This is a genomic window from Sphingomonas sp. PP-CE-1G-424, from assembly GCF_004341085.1.
In the GTDB taxonomy this organism is placed as follows: Bacteria; Pseudomonadota; Alphaproteobacteria; order Sphingomonadales; family Sphingomonadaceae; genus Sphingomonas.
In genome coordinates this window covers 1,115,013-1,128,227 of the sequence record NZ_SLXW01000001.1, presented here as the reverse complement: position 1 = coordinate 1,128,227, position 13,215 = coordinate 1,115,013, and the positions used below count along the sequence as shown (strand labels likewise).

Genomic DNA, 13,215 nt, shown 5'->3' with positions numbered 1-13,215 from the left:
TCTTAACCTACAATGTCAAAGAGCCGACAAAAATACCGACACTCGCATAACCCTCCTCTCGGAAAGCTTGGAGCATCTGGTTTTTTGCGACCGCTTCAGAAGCCGGTGAGGCACTCCGCTGCGGTGACACCCCTCTAGGCGGGGTTCCGATTCGCGTCAAACACAATCTTTCACATTTGTGGCAATTTCTGCCGGCTGACGCGTTTATGACGCCCACAGCCTCCGAACGAGTGATAGCTAGAGCGTTGGATATGAGCTGTTTTTCCTCAGTACCGCAGTGGCTCAGCCCATTCCCGGTAGCGCAACCCTTTTAAGGCCTCGCCTTAATCCGTTGTGAAGGGGCATATCGCTACATGCCCGATACGATGGATACCGCGACTCCTGCATCGATGCCGGCCGACGATCAGCCCTTGCTGGCCGGACAAGTCCGGAGCGCATTGATCTGGCGCTCGGGCAGCCAGATCGTCGCGCAACTGGTGCAATGGAGTGCCACCTTCCTGGTGATCCGGATTCTCGCGCCAGCAGATTACGGGCTGTTCGCGATGTGCCAGGTGGTTCTCACCTTCATGGCGATGCTCAATGGCTATGGCCTCGCGAGCGGGCTGATCCAGCAAAAGGAGATCAGCCACCGCGAAGTCCGGCAGCTGTTCGGAATGCTGATCGTGCTGAACGTGACGCTTGCGATCGCCCAGCTCTCGCTAGCCCCGCTCGCCGCCGCCTATTATCGGCAACCGATCGTCGGCGACATGCTGCGCGTCCAGGCGCTACTCTATCTGACGACGCCGTTCATCGCCCTTCCCTATGCCCTGCTGTCGCGCGCTATGGACTTTCGCCACCAGGCCAAGGCTAACATCACCGCATCGGTCGCATCGGCCAGCGCAGCGCTGGGTGGCGCGATGTACGGTCTGGGCGTCTGGACGCTGGTGCTCGCGCCGATCGTGCTGTTCAGCGTGCGCGGCGCAATGATGACGTGGTCGGCGCGCTCGCTGGTGTGGCCGAGCTTCGATTTTCGTGGGGCTGGGACGATCGCGCGCTATGGCGGGGTGATGGCCGCGAGCCAGCTGTTCTGGTTCCTCCAAAGCCAGGCCGACGTCTTCATCGCTGGACGCAGCTTTTCGCCGCACACGCTCGGCATCTATACCACCAGCCTGTTCCTGACGCAGATCTTCGTCTCGAAATTCGTGCCGCCGCTGAACGAGGTCGCCTTCTCCGCCTATGCGCGAATGCAGCATGATCCGGATGCGATCGGCCGGGCGTTCGTGCGCGGCGTGCGGATGGTGATGATCGTCGCGATGCCGTTCTACATGGGGTTGGCGGCGACAGCGGAGCCCTTGGTGCTGACGATGCTCGGCGAGAAGTGGCGCGAGACCGCCCCGGTGGTGCACCTGCTGGCGCTCGCGATGCCGTTCATGACGTTGCAGGTGTTGTTCACGCCGGCCTCCGATGCGCGGGGTCGCCCAGGAATCGGCGTGCGGAACGGCGCGACCGGCGCGATCATTCTCGCCAGCGCGTTCCTGGTCGGCGTGCACTGGGGACCGACCGGCATGGGCGTCGCCTGGATCCTCGCCTATCCGCTATATCTGTCGATCAGCGCGTGGCGGACCCTGCCGGTGATCGGCGTGCGCGCGCGCGACGTCGCTGCCGCGGTCGCCGCGCCAGCGTTCGGGGGAATCGCGATGGCGCTGGTGGTCGGGCTGGTCGACCGCACGCTGCCCCCGCTCGACGCGCACTGGCGGCTGGCGATACTCGTGCCGATCGGCGCGGCGGTATACGCAAGCTGGATGCTGGTTTTCGCACGCGCCACGATCCGCGAGGTGATCGCGATCGCCCGGAAACAGCCGCTTCCCGCCTAGTCTGGCGCCTAGGCTACGCCGACTGGATATACTCGCGCATCGCCGCGGCGTCCGCCTCGATCCGGTCGATGCGGTATTTGACGAGATCGCCGATCGAGACGAACCCGACCAGCGTGTCGCCGTCGATCACCGGCAGATGACGGATCCGGCGCTGGGTCATCAACGACAGTGCGCCGATCGCCGACTCGGCGGGGCCGATCGACTTCACCGCGGTGGTCATCACGTCGCCGATCCGACGCGCCAGCGCGGCGGCACCGTCCGATTGCAGACAGTGGATGACGTCGCGTTCGGAGAAGATGCCGACCACCTGGCCGTTCTCGAGCACTGGGGCCGCGCCGATCCGCTTTTCCGCGAGCAACGCCACCGCGTCCGCCACCGTCGAATCGGGGTGGAGCGAGAGGACGTCCCCTGCATCCTTGCCGCTCAGGATTGCCGCGATCGTCATGTTCGCCTCTCCATCTCTTGCGTCTTCGTAGCGCGTAGATTGAAGAAACCATGTTTGCGCGGCAATGGGAAGCGATGAGCGACCTACCGCCCGGCCTGGACGACCCTGACTATGCGGCGTTTGCCTGGGCGCGGTTTCGGGCCATCATGGCATGGATGGTGCTGGCGGCCGCAGTATGCGTCGCGGCGATCATCGCGGCGATGGCGCATATCCAAGGGCCGCTGCATTTGGTGACGATGCTGGCGGTGATCGGCGGCGTCGGCGGATCGGTGATGATGGCCGGCCTGCTGATGGGGCTCGCGTTTCTCAGTTCGGGTAGTGGCCACGACGAGGACGTGACCAGGATCGACTGAGGGGGACGGAAAGCGGGCGCTAAAATCGCGCACTGTCTTCCCCCTCCCGTGAGCGGTAGGGGCCGGAGGTGGGCACGCGGTCTTGACCAGTGGGGACGCGGATGGCGCGAGCCCACCCCCCAGCCGCCTCCCGCAAGCGGGTGGGGGAGGCGATTAGCCATCCCCCTGCCGGAAAATCCCGACGAAAAAAAAGGCCGGCACCGCGCGAAGCGGTACCGGCCTTTTTTTTCAATCCTCGGACCGACGTCGGTGCGAGGCTCAGCCAGCCTGAACTTCGTCCGGTACCGCGCGAACGCGGCGGCGGCGGGGCTTTTCTTCGGCAGCGGTGTCGGCAGGAGCCGCTTCGGCTGCGGGCGCAGGCAATGGTGCAGGGGCGACCGTTGCCGAGATGCCGAGCGACGGCGGCAGGCGATCCGCATCGAACGCGGTCGGTGCGTGCTCGTCCTGCCCGCCCTGATCTTGCGCGATAGGGGCATCGAGGCTGCGATCGCGGCGCGGGCGACCGCGACGGCGGGGCTGCTCCTCGGTCGTGGCGACAGGAATCGTCGTCTCGACGGCTTCGGTCGACTGCGCCACCTGCTCGGTGGGCTCGTTTACCGAACGAACCGCATCGGCTTCCGAATCCTGGTTGGCGTTGGCGACCGGTGCGCTCACGCGGGGCGTGCGGCGGACCGTCTCGCGCTGGGGCGTGTCGCGGTACTCGCTGCGGGGCTCGCGGACCTGCTCGTCGCGGGGCTGCTGCTCGCGCTGATGGGTCTCACGCGCCTGCGCTTCGCGAGCCTGGCCCTGCTCCTCGCCGTTGCGGTCGTCGCGTGGTTGGACGTCACGCGGGGCGTTGCGCTGGTTGCGCGGGTTGTCGCCACGGACGCGGTCTTCGCGCTGGCCCTCGTTGCGGGGCTGAGCCTCGTTACGCTGACCGTCGTTACGCTGGCCCTCGTAGCGGTTGTTTTCGTACCGCGGACGCTCTTCGCGCTGCGGACGATCGTCACGCTGAGGGCGGTCCTCGCGGTTCTGGTTGTCGCGAGCCTGGCCCTCACGATTCTGACGGGGCGCGTTCTGGTACTGGCCGTTCTGCTGGCCGCCATTCTGCTCGCCACGAGCCTGCTCGGGCGTACCCTGCTGCTCGCCGGAGCGAATCGGTTCGCCCTCGTCGCCGTAATCGTCGTCGCCGTCGAGATCGAACGGCTGCTGGCGACGCGGCTGTTGCTGCGCCTGCGGCTGGCTCTCTTCGAAGCGGGCGCGGGTTTCGCTCAGGACGCGGAAATAATGGTCCGCGAACTGGAGGTAATATTCGATGTTGACGCGGTCGCCCTGCTGCTGCGCGTCGCGCGCGAGGTTCTTGTACTTCTCGTACAGCTGGCTCGCGTTGCCGCGCGCGCGGCTGTCGATGCGGTTGCCGGTATCGCGACCACCCTGGCCGCCGCCGCCGCCCTGGCGTTGACCGCCACCACTACCGCCGCCGCCATTATTATTGTTGCCACGACCGCGACGGCGGCCGGCTTGCCGGTTGTTGATCAAGCTTGTGTCCTCAGTCGTCGAACCAAAATCTGGTCGTGCTCCGAAATGCGGTGCAAACCCCCGTCGCGCACCGACGATCTAGACGAGATCGGTGCGTCGAACTTGCCAGGGCCGCCGGACTGCAGCGACCTCAAAGCGAAGGATGCGGGTCATCGCTCTAAACCGACCAATCGTCGAGAGTGCGTGCCCCTGCCCGCGTGATAGCGTCCGCAAGGGACCTACTACAAGCGAAATGTGAGGTTTAGCGCCATATTGTTCAAGTCGCGGGGGCGTGGGTTGCCACTAACGCACGCGCGTTGCCGCCATAGTCGTGATGGAGCGCGACCTGCAGACCTTGCGCCTGGAGCAGCGCGGTGACGGGGGCGGCCTGCGTCGAACCGATCTCGATCACCGCCGCGCCACCGGGGGCGATCAAGGCGGGGAGTTGTTCGGCGAGGATGCGGTAGTCGTCCAGCCCGTCTGCGCCGGCGAACAGTGCCGCGTGGGGTTCGTGGTCGTGGACTTCGGGAGCGAGGCGTTCGTCGGTGGCGATGTAGGGCGGGTTGGCGAGGATCAGGTCGAACTGGCCGACGATCGCGCTGGCCCAGCTGCCGCGGATGAAGTGGGTGCGGTCGGCCATGCCGAGGGTTGCGGCGTTGGCGCGGGCGTAGGCGAGCGCTTGGGGGGAATAGTCGACGCCGAGGCCTACTGCGGGCCATTCGTCGAGCGCGGCGAGGAGCAGCGTGCCGGGGCCGGTGCCGAGGTCAAGTATTGTTGCGGGCGCGCGGCCGGCGAAGTGCGCCTGGGCTGCGATCAAGAGGGTTTCGCTGTCGGCGCGGGGGACGAGTGCGCCGGGGCCGACGGCGAGGTCGATCGACCAAAAGCCGCGGGTGCCGGTGATGTAGGCGATCGGCTCGTGGCGGAGACGGCGTTCGACGAGCGCGGCGAAGGTGTCGGGGACGGCGTAGCGATCCGGGTCAAGAAGGATCGCGTTGCGCTCGACGCCGAGCGCATGCGCCATCAGCAGTTCCGCGTCGAGGCGCGGGGTGGCGGAGAAGGCAAACCGCGCAGCGGCGGTGGCGAGCGCTGCACTCACTGCTCCACTCCCGCTTGCGGGAGGGATCGGGGGAGGGGTCATCACCGGGCGGCGGCGTTTGTGGGACACCCCTCCCCTAACCCCTCCCGCAAGCGGGAGGGGAATGCCGTTGCGGCTGGGGAACGCTCAGCCATCCAGCTGCGCCAGGCGGTCCGCTTCGTCCTGTGCGACCAGCGCGCCGATCAGTTCGTCCATCTCGCCCGCAACGATCTCCGGCAGGCGGTGGAGCGTCAGGTTGATGCGGTGGTCGGTCACGCGGCCTTGCGGGAAATTATACGTCCGGATCCGCTCCGAGCGATCCCCCGACCCCACCATCGACTTCCGCGCGCCCGCCCGCTCGGCGTGCAACCGGTCGCGCTCCGCCTCGTACAGCCGTGTCCGCAGCACGCGGAGGGCCTTGGCCTTGTTCTTGTGCTGCGACTTCTCGTCCTGCTGGATCACCGTCAGCCCGGTCGGGATATGCACGATTCGCACCGCCGAATCCGTCGTATTGACCGACTGGCCGCCCGGGCCCGACGAACGATAGACGTCGATGCGCAGGTCCTTGTCGTCGATCTTGACGTCGACCTCCTCTGCCTCGGGCAGCACCGCGACGGTCGCAGCCGAGGTGTGGATCCGCCCGCCCGCCTCGGTGGTCGGCACGCGCTGGACGCGGTGGACGCCGCTCTCGAACTTGAGTTTGGCGAACACGCCCTGGCCGGTGACGCTGGCGACGACTTCCTTGAAGCCGCCCGCGTCGGACGACGAGCCCGAGATCATCTCGACCCGCCAGCCCTGCGATTCGGCATAGCGCTGGTACATCCGGAACAGGTCGCCCGCGAACAGCGCCGCCTCGTCGCCACCGGTGCCGGCGCGGACCTCGAGCATCGCCGAGCGTTCGTCGGCGGAGTCGCGCGGCAACAGCGCGAGCGCGAGTTTGCGGTCCGCGGTCTCGAGCAACGTGCGGTTCTCGTGCAATTCGTCCGATGCCATCGCGCGGAGTTCGTCGTCGGCATCCTCGGCCATGAACGCGAGGCTCTCCGCCTCCTGCCGCAACCGGCGCACTTCGGTTGCGGCTTGGGCGACGGGTTCGAGCTCGGCATATTCCTTCGACACCGCGACGAAGCGGTCCGAGGGGAGATCGCCGGTCGACATCAGCGCCTGCAGCTCGTCACGCCGCGCCTCAATCGCGCGGATGCGGTCGGGGGAGATCTGGGTCATACGCCCTGTTCAATTAATTTTCGCACTATGTCCTGTGCCTGCTCCAACCGCGCCTTAGTCATACCTCCGCCGCGACTGTATTGGGTCGTACGAGCCCCGTTACGCTTGGAGAATGATACTATTAAAAGGGGATTAAGTTTAACCGCTCGATTATAACGCTTGGCCGCACTGCCAGAAGCGACCGCCTCGGCGGAAAAATGTTTGTAACGCAACTCATAAAGAACGCGAAACGCTGTACTTTCATAGTCTGCATCTTCTGCAACAACGACGATTTCCGGTTGGTCTGCTGCCGGTTCTGCCAACAACATAGCCAACCGCTCAACACCCGCAGCCCAGCCAACGCCGGCCGTCTCCGGACCGCCCAGCGACCCGATCAGCCCGTCATACCGGCCGCCCGCCAGCACGGTGCCCTGCGATCCCAACCGGTCGGTCACGAACTCGAACGCGGTGTGGCGGTAATAATCCAGCCCGCGCACCAGCCGCGCGTTGCGCTCCCACGCGACACCCGCCGCATCGAGCCCGGCGGTCACCGCCTCGAAGAACGCGCGCGCCTCGGGGGTCAGATACGCGTCGATATCCGGCGCACTGTCGGCGATCGGGCGGTCGCGCGGGTCCTTCGAGTCGAGGATCCGCATCGGGTTCTTTTCGAGCCGCGTCAGGCTGTCCTCGGACAGCTCTCCGCGATGCGCCTCGAAATGCGCGACCAGCGCCTCGCGCCAGGCATCGCGCGTCGCCGCGTCGCCCAGCGTGTTGAGCTGCAACGTCACGCCCTCGGAAATGCCGAGTTCGCGGAGCAGCTGGTCCGCCAGCACGAGCAGTTCGACGTCCGCCGCCGGCTCGGCCGCCCCGATCACCTCGGCGTCCATCTGGTGGAATTGCCGAAACCGCCCCTTTTGCGGGCGTTCGTACCGGAATACCGGGCCGCTGGTGGTGAGCTTCAGCGGCGCGAACTGCTGCCAGCCTTCGGTCAGATAGGCGCGCGCAATGCCGGCGGTGAACTCGGGGCGGAGCGTCAGCGAGTCCCCGCCGCGATCCTCGAACGTGTACATCTCCTTCGACACGACATCGGTCGTCTCGCCGAGCGAGCGCGCGAACACCGCCGTGGATTCGAACACCGGAATATCGACGCGCTGGAAGCAATACAGCGCCCGCACGCGTTCGAACGTCGACAGGACATGTGCGAACCGGCGCTGCTCGTCACCGAAAATGTCCTGGGTGCCACGGATGCGGCGCGGGGTTTCAATCTTAGCCATGATGCGCGCGTATCTAGGCGACGTCCCCGCTAAGCGCTAGCGCTGTGGCATGAACGACAAACCCAGATATTGGGGCCTCGGCCAACGCGTTGCCCCGCCGCGCTTCATCCTGTTCGTGCTGGTCTTCGCGATCGGCCTCGCCGCGCTGATCCCGCGCTTCGGGCTCGGGCGCGGTACGATGGCGGCGTTCGACGTCGCCGCGGTCGTGTTCCTGATCGCGGTCTCGACGCTGTTCCGCAACGCCACCGCCGCCCGGATGCGCCGCGCGGCGGAAGAGAACGACGCCAACCGTGCGGTGCTGCTCGGGTTCAGCGGGACGATCATGCTGGTCATCCTGGTCGCGGTGGCGAAGGAACTGCAGGGCAAGAACGACGCGGTCGGAATCGCGCTGACGATCTCGACGCTAGCGCTCGCGTGGCTGTTCTCGAACATGATCTACACGCTGCACTATGCGCATCTGTTCTATGTCGACGATCCGGACGGGAAAGACGCGAAGGGCCTCGACTTCCCGAGTTGCGACGAGCCCGATTACTGGGACTTCGCCTATTTCGCATTCACGCTGGGGATGACGTTCCAGACCTCGGACGTCGAGATCACCTCGCGCCGGGTGCGCAAAGCCGCGCTCGGGCAGTGCATGGCGGCGTTCGTGTTCAACATCGGCGTGCTGGCGTTCACGATCAACGTGCTCGGGAGTGCTGGCTGAGGGTACCGGGTAAAGGACTGGACGGCTGCCCTTTATCGCGATTACACCTCGGGTCATCGTCTCTCAGCCGGAAGGCCCTTCCTTGATCCGCACGCTTCTCGTCGCATCCCTGCTCGCGTCCGCCGCCCCTGCATTTGCGCAGGTCCCAGCGGGCAACACCGCACCGCAGCCGGTGCCGTTCGTCGACACCATCCCCGACGCGGTCGACACGCCCTATCCGGGCACGCTGCTGCTCGACGTCGATGCGACCGATACCGAGCGCGGCATTTTTCGCGTGAAGCAGACCATTCCGGTCGCCAAGTCGGGCCCGATGGCGTTGCTGTATCCGAAGTGGCTGCCCGGCGCGCATTCCCCGCGCGGCGAGATCGAGAAGCTCGCCGGCCTCGTGATCCGCGCGAACGGTAGGATCGTCCCCTGGACGCGCGATCCGGTCGACGTGTTCGCCTTCCATATCGACGTGCCGACCGGTGCGAAGACCCTCGTCGCCGAGTTCCAGTTCGTCTCCGCGACCAAGGGCGATCAGGGCCGCGTGGTGATGACGCCGACGATGATCAGCCTCGAACCGAACCTCGTCAGCCTTTATCCCGCCGGCTATTTTACGCGCCAGATCCCGATCAAGATGACCGTGCAGTATCCGACCGGCTGGACCGCCGCGGGTGCGGTGCCCGCCAAGGTCTCGGGCTCGACCTACAGCTACGACACGACCAACTACGAGATCCTCGTCGATTCGCCGACGCTGGCGGGCAAGTACGGCAAGGTCTGGCCGCTCAGCCCTAAGGTCGATCTCGACGTCTTCGCCGACAGCCCCGACCAGCTCGCCGCCAAGCCCGAACAGATCGACGCGCACAAGCGCCTCGTCGACCAGGCCGCCAAGACCTTCGGCGCGCAGCATTACGATCACTACCACTTCCTGTTGTCGATCAGCGATCTGCTCGGCGGGATCGGCCTCGAGCATCATCGCAGTTCCGAGAACGGCGTGAAGCCGGGCTATTTCACGGAGTGGGACACGACCTCCGCTGCGCGAAATCTACTTCCGCACGAGTTCACGCATAGCTGGGACGGCAAGTTCCGCCGCGGCGCGGACCTGTGGACGCCCGACTTCCGCACACCGATGCGCGATTCGCTGCTGTGGGTGTACGAAGGCCAGACGCAGTTCTGGGGCTATGTGCTCCAGGCGCGCTCGGGGCTGGTCAGCAAGCAGGACACGCTCGACGGCTATGCCGCGATCCTGGGTATCTACGACAGCGCCAAGGGTCGCGAATGGCGCCCGCTGATCGACACGACGAATGACCCGGTGATCTCGGCACGCAAGCCCAAGGGCTGGACCAGCTGGCAGCGCTCGGAGGATTACTACAACGAGGGCCTGATGGTCTGGATGGAGGTCGACGCGATGCTCCGCCAGAAGTCCGGCGGGACCAAGTCGATCGACGATTTCGCCAAGGCCTTCTTCGGCGTCCGCGACGGGGATTACGGCGAACTCACCTACACCTTCGCCGACGTGGCGAAGACGCTGAACGGCATCGTCCCCTATGACTGGGCGACGTTCCTCAACACCCGCCTGACCGAGACGGGCAAGCCTGCCCCCATCAACGGCTTCGCGATGAACGGCTACAAGCTGGTCTACGGCCCCGAGCAAAGCCCGTATCTGAAGCAGGTCGAGAAGACCCGCGGCACCGACGTCAGCTATTCGCTAGGGCTGGTGATCAACAAGGAGGGCGTGGTCACCACGTCGATCTGGGACAGCCCGGCGTTCAAGGCCGGCCTCGACGTCGGCACCGAAATCGAGGCGGTCAATAGCGAGGCCTATTCGTCCGATCGGATCAAGGCGGCGATCCTCGCAGCACGGGGAACGAAGGCGCCGATTCGCCTGACTGTGAAGAACAACGACCGATTCCGGGACATCACGCTCGATTACCATGACGGGCCGCGCTATCCGCGCCTTCAGAAGGTCGGTACAGGGGAAGGCGGGCTCGACAAGCTGCTGACGCCGCGTTGAGCCTTTGAAATCTATCGGTGCCGGCGGCTCTCCCTGACGAGAAGCGCCGGCATCGTCATATCGAAAGGACCGCCATGCGTATCGATCTCATCCCGACCGGCAAGAACCCGCCCGAGGACCTGAACGTCATCATCGAAGTGCCGACCGGCGGCGAGCCCGTGAAGTACGAGTTCGACAAGGCATCGGGCGCGCTGTTCGTCGATCGCATCCTGCACACGCCGATGCGCTATCCGGCGAACTACGGCTTCGTGCCGCACACGCTGAGCCCCGATGGCGATCCGCTCGACGCGCTCGTGATTGCGCGCTCGCCGTTCATCCCGGGCTGCGTCGTCCGCGCGCGGCCGATCGCGGTGCTGAACCTGGAAGACGAAGCCGGCGGCGACGAGAAGCTGGTCTGCGTGCCGGTCGATGCGGTGTTCCCGTATTACGCCAACATCGGCGAGCGTGCCGACATGCCCGAAATCGTGTTCGAACAGATCGAACACTTCTTCACGCACTACAAGGACCTCGAGAAGACGAAGTGGGTCCGCGTCGGCAAGTGGGGCGATGCCGAGGAAGCCAAGCGCGTCACGATCGAGGCGATCGAGCGCTATGAGGCCGAGAAGGCGAAGGGCAAGGAGCCGATGAATTCGGACGACGCCGCAGGGCGGTAAGCGCCGCCGTTACGCAGGCCTCGGCACCCCGGACTTGTTCCGGGGTCCACCGTTCCGCACGATCGAAACCATCGAGTGTGCGGAGCGGTGGATGCCGGAACCAGTCCGGCATGACGATAGGGCTACCGCCCCGCCAGCCTGAGCAGCGCATCCCCGGACATCCGCTGGATCGTCCAGTCCTCCATCCCGACCGCACCGACTTTCCGATAGAACGCGATCGCATCGGCGTTCCAGTCGAGCACAGACCATTCGAACCGCGCGCAGCCGCGATCGAGCGCCATGCCGGCCAGATGCGACAGCAGCGCACCGCCGACCCCCTGCCCGCGGGCTTCCGGTGTGACGTACAGGTCCTCCAGGTACAGCCCGCGCTTGCCGGTCCAGGTCGAGAAATTGTGGAAGAACAGTGCAAACCCGAGGGGCCCTTGCGTGGTCTCTGCGATCACGGCCTCCGCGGCAGGCCGCTCCCCGAACAACGCCTGGTCCAGCATGGCCTCGGTCGCCTTGACCGCATCCGGTTCGCGCTCGAACGCGGCGAGCTCGCGGACGAAGCGCAGGATCGTGCCAGCGTCGGCAGCGGTGGCGGAACGGATGACGGTCATGCACTAGCCTCGATCGATGTCTGCGCGATGTCACGCCGCCGCGCCGCGTACAGGCACGCGACGACGATGATCGCCGCACCCGCCAGCGTGAACGCCGATACCCGCTCGCCGAACACCAGGAAACCCAGCACGGCCGCATAGACGAACGAGGTATATTCGGTGGTCGCGAGGAACCCGGTATCGCCGTGCGCATAGGCCCAGCCAAGCAGCCACAACGACGCGGTCGCGAGCCCAGCGGCGAGTATGAGCTTCGGCCATTGCACCGCCTCAGGCACCACCGCGAGCCAAGGCGCGGCGAGCGCCAGCGTCGCGGTGATGACGAGCGCCTGGAAGAACGCGATCTCCCCCGGCCGCGCCGCCTGGCTCTGCAGTCGCGCGATGACGAGGTTGACCGCATACAGCACCGCCGAGCCGAGGATCGCGAGCGTCCCATGCAACGTCTCGGGCCCCGGCACCTCGCGCCCCTGCCCGATCACCACCACCAGCACGCCACCAAGCGCGGCGATCGACGCGACGAACGTCTTCCACCCGACGCGCTCGCCCAGCGTCACCGCGGCGAGCAACAGCGCGAGGATCGGCGCGATGTAGGTCAGCGAAATCGCCTGCGCCATCGGCACGCGTGCGAGCCCCCAGAAGAACAGCACCGCCATCGCCGTCGTCACCAGCCCGCGCGCCAGATGCAGCTTGAGCGCCCGCCCGCTCGGCCGCCCGCTGTTCCCGAGCTTCCACGCGACCGCACCGAGCCCGACGCTGATCATCTGCCGCCACAGCAGCGCGTTATAGACGCCGATCGCCAGGACCAGCGACTTCATCACCGCATCCATCATGGAGAACAGTCCGATGCCGAGCGCGGCGATCGCGAAGGCTAAAGCGGGCGACACGATGCGAGAGGTCATAGGAACAGGCGGATATCCAGATCAAGACCGAGCGTCACCCAATCCTTGTCCGCAGTCCACAAGGTCGCGGCCTGATCGATCGCCAAGGCCAGGCAGACCCGGTCGGCAATCGACACGTTCTTGCCTTTGACCACAGGCCACAGATCCGCGGCGATCTTCGCCTGCGTTGCGGTGAAGGGCATGATCACGATCTCGAGACGATCGAGGTTCGCCATCACCGCATCGACGTCGGACACGATCTCGAACAACTTGCTGCGTACCTCAACCAGATTGACGCTCGACAGCATCGCGCCGCGCGCATGCTCGATCACGACATCTGCACCGGCTTCGTTCTTCAGGATCGCCAATATGGTCGATGCGTCGAAAACGACGGTCACGCGGTATGCCGTGTCCGCCAGTCCTCGATCTCGGCGTTCTCGCGGACCGCATCAGCGCGACGGTCCGCCAACAGTTCATCGACCAAATTACGATCGACAGGCTTGGCCATCGACCGAAACTCGGACTGCACCTCGCGCACGACCTGCGCATAGGTCTTCATCGTCAGGCCGCCGTCCGGGTTGAGCTCGATGACCAGCGAGTCGCCATCTTCGATCCCTGCATCGCGGCGCAGTTCGGGAGGCAGGACGATCTGCCCACTGACGACTTTAGCGTGATAGGTCATGATCACCTCC

The 13,215-nt window shown here is 65.7% G+C and carries 14 protein-coding genes; 5 read left to right on the top strand and 9 right to left on the bottom strand.

Features of this window, described 5'->3' with window-relative positions; genetic code table 11:
- Nucleotides 1-365 precede the first annotated feature (365 nt).
- Nucleotides 366-1,853 (top strand): lipopolysaccharide biosynthesis protein, encoded by a 1,488-nt coding sequence (locus tag C8J43_RS05245; protein WP_133030055.1) that lies wholly within the window; start codon nt 366-368, stop codon nt 1,851-1,853.
- 13 nt (nt 1,854-1,866) lie between these two features.
- On the opposite strand, the gene C8J43_RS05240 is transcribed toward C8J43_RS05245, so the two are convergent.
- Nucleotides 1,867-2,298, bottom strand: a complete 432-nt coding sequence (locus C8J43_RS05240; protein WP_133029958.1) for a CBS domain-containing protein — start codon at nt 2,296-2,298, stop codon at nt 1,867-1,869.
- 74 nt (nt 2,299-2,372) lie between these two features.
- On the opposite strand from C8J43_RS05240, the gene C8J43_RS05235 reads away from it, so the two are divergent.
- Nucleotides 2,373-2,651, top strand: coding sequence for a hypothetical protein (locus C8J43_RS05235; RefSeq protein WP_056053166.1), 279 nt, complete (start codon nt 2,373-2,375; stop codon nt 2,649-2,651).
- A 258-nt stretch (nt 2,652-2,909) separates the two neighbouring features.
- Here the strand turns inward: C8J43_RS05235 and C8J43_RS05230 are convergent, their stop codons facing one another.
- From C8J43_RS05230 to hisS, 4 genes are all read right to left on the bottom strand, one after another.
- Nucleotides 2,910-4,169, bottom strand: a complete 1,260-nt coding sequence (locus C8J43_RS05230) for a DUF4167 domain-containing protein (RefSeq protein ID WP_133029957.1) — start codon at nt 4,167-4,169, stop codon at nt 2,910-2,912.
- A gap of 256 nt (nt 4,170-4,425) precedes the next feature.
- A complete protein-coding gene (gene prmC / locus C8J43_RS05225) occupies nt 4,426-5,286 on the bottom strand; it encodes a peptide chain release factor N(5)-glutamine methyltransferase (protein ID WP_133030054.1) in 861 nt (286 codons plus the stop codon).
- 84 nt (nt 5,287-5,370) lie between these two features.
- Nucleotides 5,371-6,444, bottom strand: a complete 1,074-nt coding sequence (gene prfA / locus C8J43_RS05220) for a peptide chain release factor 1 (RefSeq protein ID WP_056053173.1) — start codon at nt 6,442-6,444, stop codon at nt 5,371-5,373.
- Nucleotides 6,441-7,697, bottom strand: coding sequence for a histidine--tRNA ligase (gene hisS, locus C8J43_RS05215; RefSeq protein WP_243645409.1), 1,257 nt, complete (start codon nt 7,695-7,697; stop codon nt 6,441-6,443). Before hisS ends, prfA begins: the two co-directional genes overlap by 4 nt.
- Before the next feature lie 49 nt (nt 7,698-7,746).
- On the opposite strand from hisS, the gene C8J43_RS05210 reads away from it, so the two are divergent.
- From C8J43_RS05210 to ppa, 3 genes are all read left to right on the top strand, one after another.
- Nucleotides 7,747-8,400, top strand: coding sequence for a DUF1345 domain-containing protein (locus C8J43_RS05210; RefSeq protein WP_060525921.1), 654 nt, complete (start codon nt 7,747-7,749; stop codon nt 8,398-8,400).
- A gap of 82 nt (nt 8,401-8,482) precedes the next feature.
- Nucleotides 8,483-10,396 carry a M61 family metallopeptidase gene (locus C8J43_RS05205; RefSeq protein WP_133029956.1) on the top strand — a complete coding sequence of 638 codons (1,914 nt, stop codon included), beginning with the start codon at nt 8,483-8,485 and terminating at the stop codon, nt 10,394-10,396.
- 74 nt (nt 10,397-10,470) lie between these two features.
- Entirely contained in the window at nt 10,471-11,049 is a 579-nt protein-coding gene (ppa, locus tag C8J43_RS05200; RefSeq protein WP_056053185.1) for an inorganic diphosphatase, read from the top strand.
- Between the two features lie 122 nt (nt 11,050-11,171).
- Here the strand turns inward: ppa and C8J43_RS05195 are convergent, their stop codons facing one another.
- Genes C8J43_RS05195 through C8J43_RS05180 form a run of 4 tightly spaced genes read right to left on the bottom strand, consistent with a single transcriptional unit; the run spans nt 11,172 to nt 13,205 of the window.
- On the bottom strand, nt 11,172-11,648 hold the full coding sequence (locus C8J43_RS05195; protein ID WP_133029955.1) for a GNAT family N-acetyltransferase: 477 nt from the start codon (nt 11,646-11,648) through the stop codon (nt 11,172-11,174).
- Nucleotides 11,645-12,544: a DMT family transporter gene (locus C8J43_RS05190; protein WP_133029954.1), complete on the bottom strand. Its 900-nt coding sequence runs from the start codon at nt 12,542-12,544 to the stop codon at nt 11,645-11,647. The genes C8J43_RS05195 and C8J43_RS05190 overlap by 4 nt, the downstream gene beginning before the upstream one ends.
- Entirely contained in the window at nt 12,541-12,921 is a 381-nt protein-coding gene (locus C8J43_RS05185) for a type II toxin-antitoxin system VapC family toxin (RefSeq protein ID WP_133029953.1), read from the bottom strand. Before C8J43_RS05185 ends, C8J43_RS05190 begins: the two co-directional genes overlap by 4 nt.
- Nucleotides 12,918-13,205, bottom strand: a complete 288-nt coding sequence (locus C8J43_RS05180) for an AbrB/MazE/SpoVT family DNA-binding domain-containing protein (protein ID WP_133029952.1) — start codon at nt 13,203-13,205, stop codon at nt 12,918-12,920. The genes C8J43_RS05185 and C8J43_RS05180 overlap by 4 nt, the downstream gene beginning before the upstream one ends.
- Between the last annotated feature and the right edge of the window lie 10 nt (nt 13,206-13,215).

Coding starts and splice junctions, on each gene's coding strand:
- C8J43_RS05245 (WP_133030055.1), top strand. CDS start 366: ATGGATACCGCGACTCCTGCATCGATGCCGGCCGACGATCAGCCCTTG.
- C8J43_RS05240 (WP_133029958.1), bottom strand. CDS start 2,298: ATGACGATCGCGGCAATCCTGAGCGGCAAGGATGCAGGGGACGTCCTC.
- C8J43_RS05235 (WP_056053166.1), top strand. CDS start 2,373: ATGAGCGACCTACCGCCCGGCCTGGACGACCCTGACTATGCGGCGTTT.
- prmC (WP_133030054.1), bottom strand. CDS start 5,286: ATGACCCCTCCCCCGATCCCTCCCGCAAGCGGGAGTGGAGCAGTGAGT.
- prfA (WP_056053173.1), bottom strand. CDS start 6,444: ATGACCCAGATCTCCCCCGACCGCATCCGCGCGATTGAGGCGCGGCGT.
- hisS (WP_243645409.1), bottom strand. CDS start 7,697: ATGGCTAAGATTGAAACCCCGCGCCGCATCCGTGGCACCCAGGACATT.
- C8J43_RS05210 (WP_060525921.1), top strand. CDS start 7,747: ATGAACGACAAACCCAGATATTGGGGCCTCGGCCAACGCGTTGCCCCG.
- ppa (WP_056053185.1), top strand. CDS start 10,471: ATGCGTATCGATCTCATCCCGACCGGCAAGAACCCGCCCGAGGACCTG.
- C8J43_RS05195 (WP_133029955.1), bottom strand. CDS start 11,648: ATGACCGTCATCCGTTCCGCCACCGCTGCCGACGCTGGCACGATCCTG.
- C8J43_RS05190 (WP_133029954.1), bottom strand. CDS start 12,544: ATGACCTCTCGCATCGTGTCGCCCGCTTTAGCCTTCGCGATCGCCGCG.
- C8J43_RS05180 (WP_133029952.1), bottom strand. CDS start 13,205: ATGACCTATCACGCTAAAGTCGTCAGTGGGCAGATCGTCCTGCCTCCC.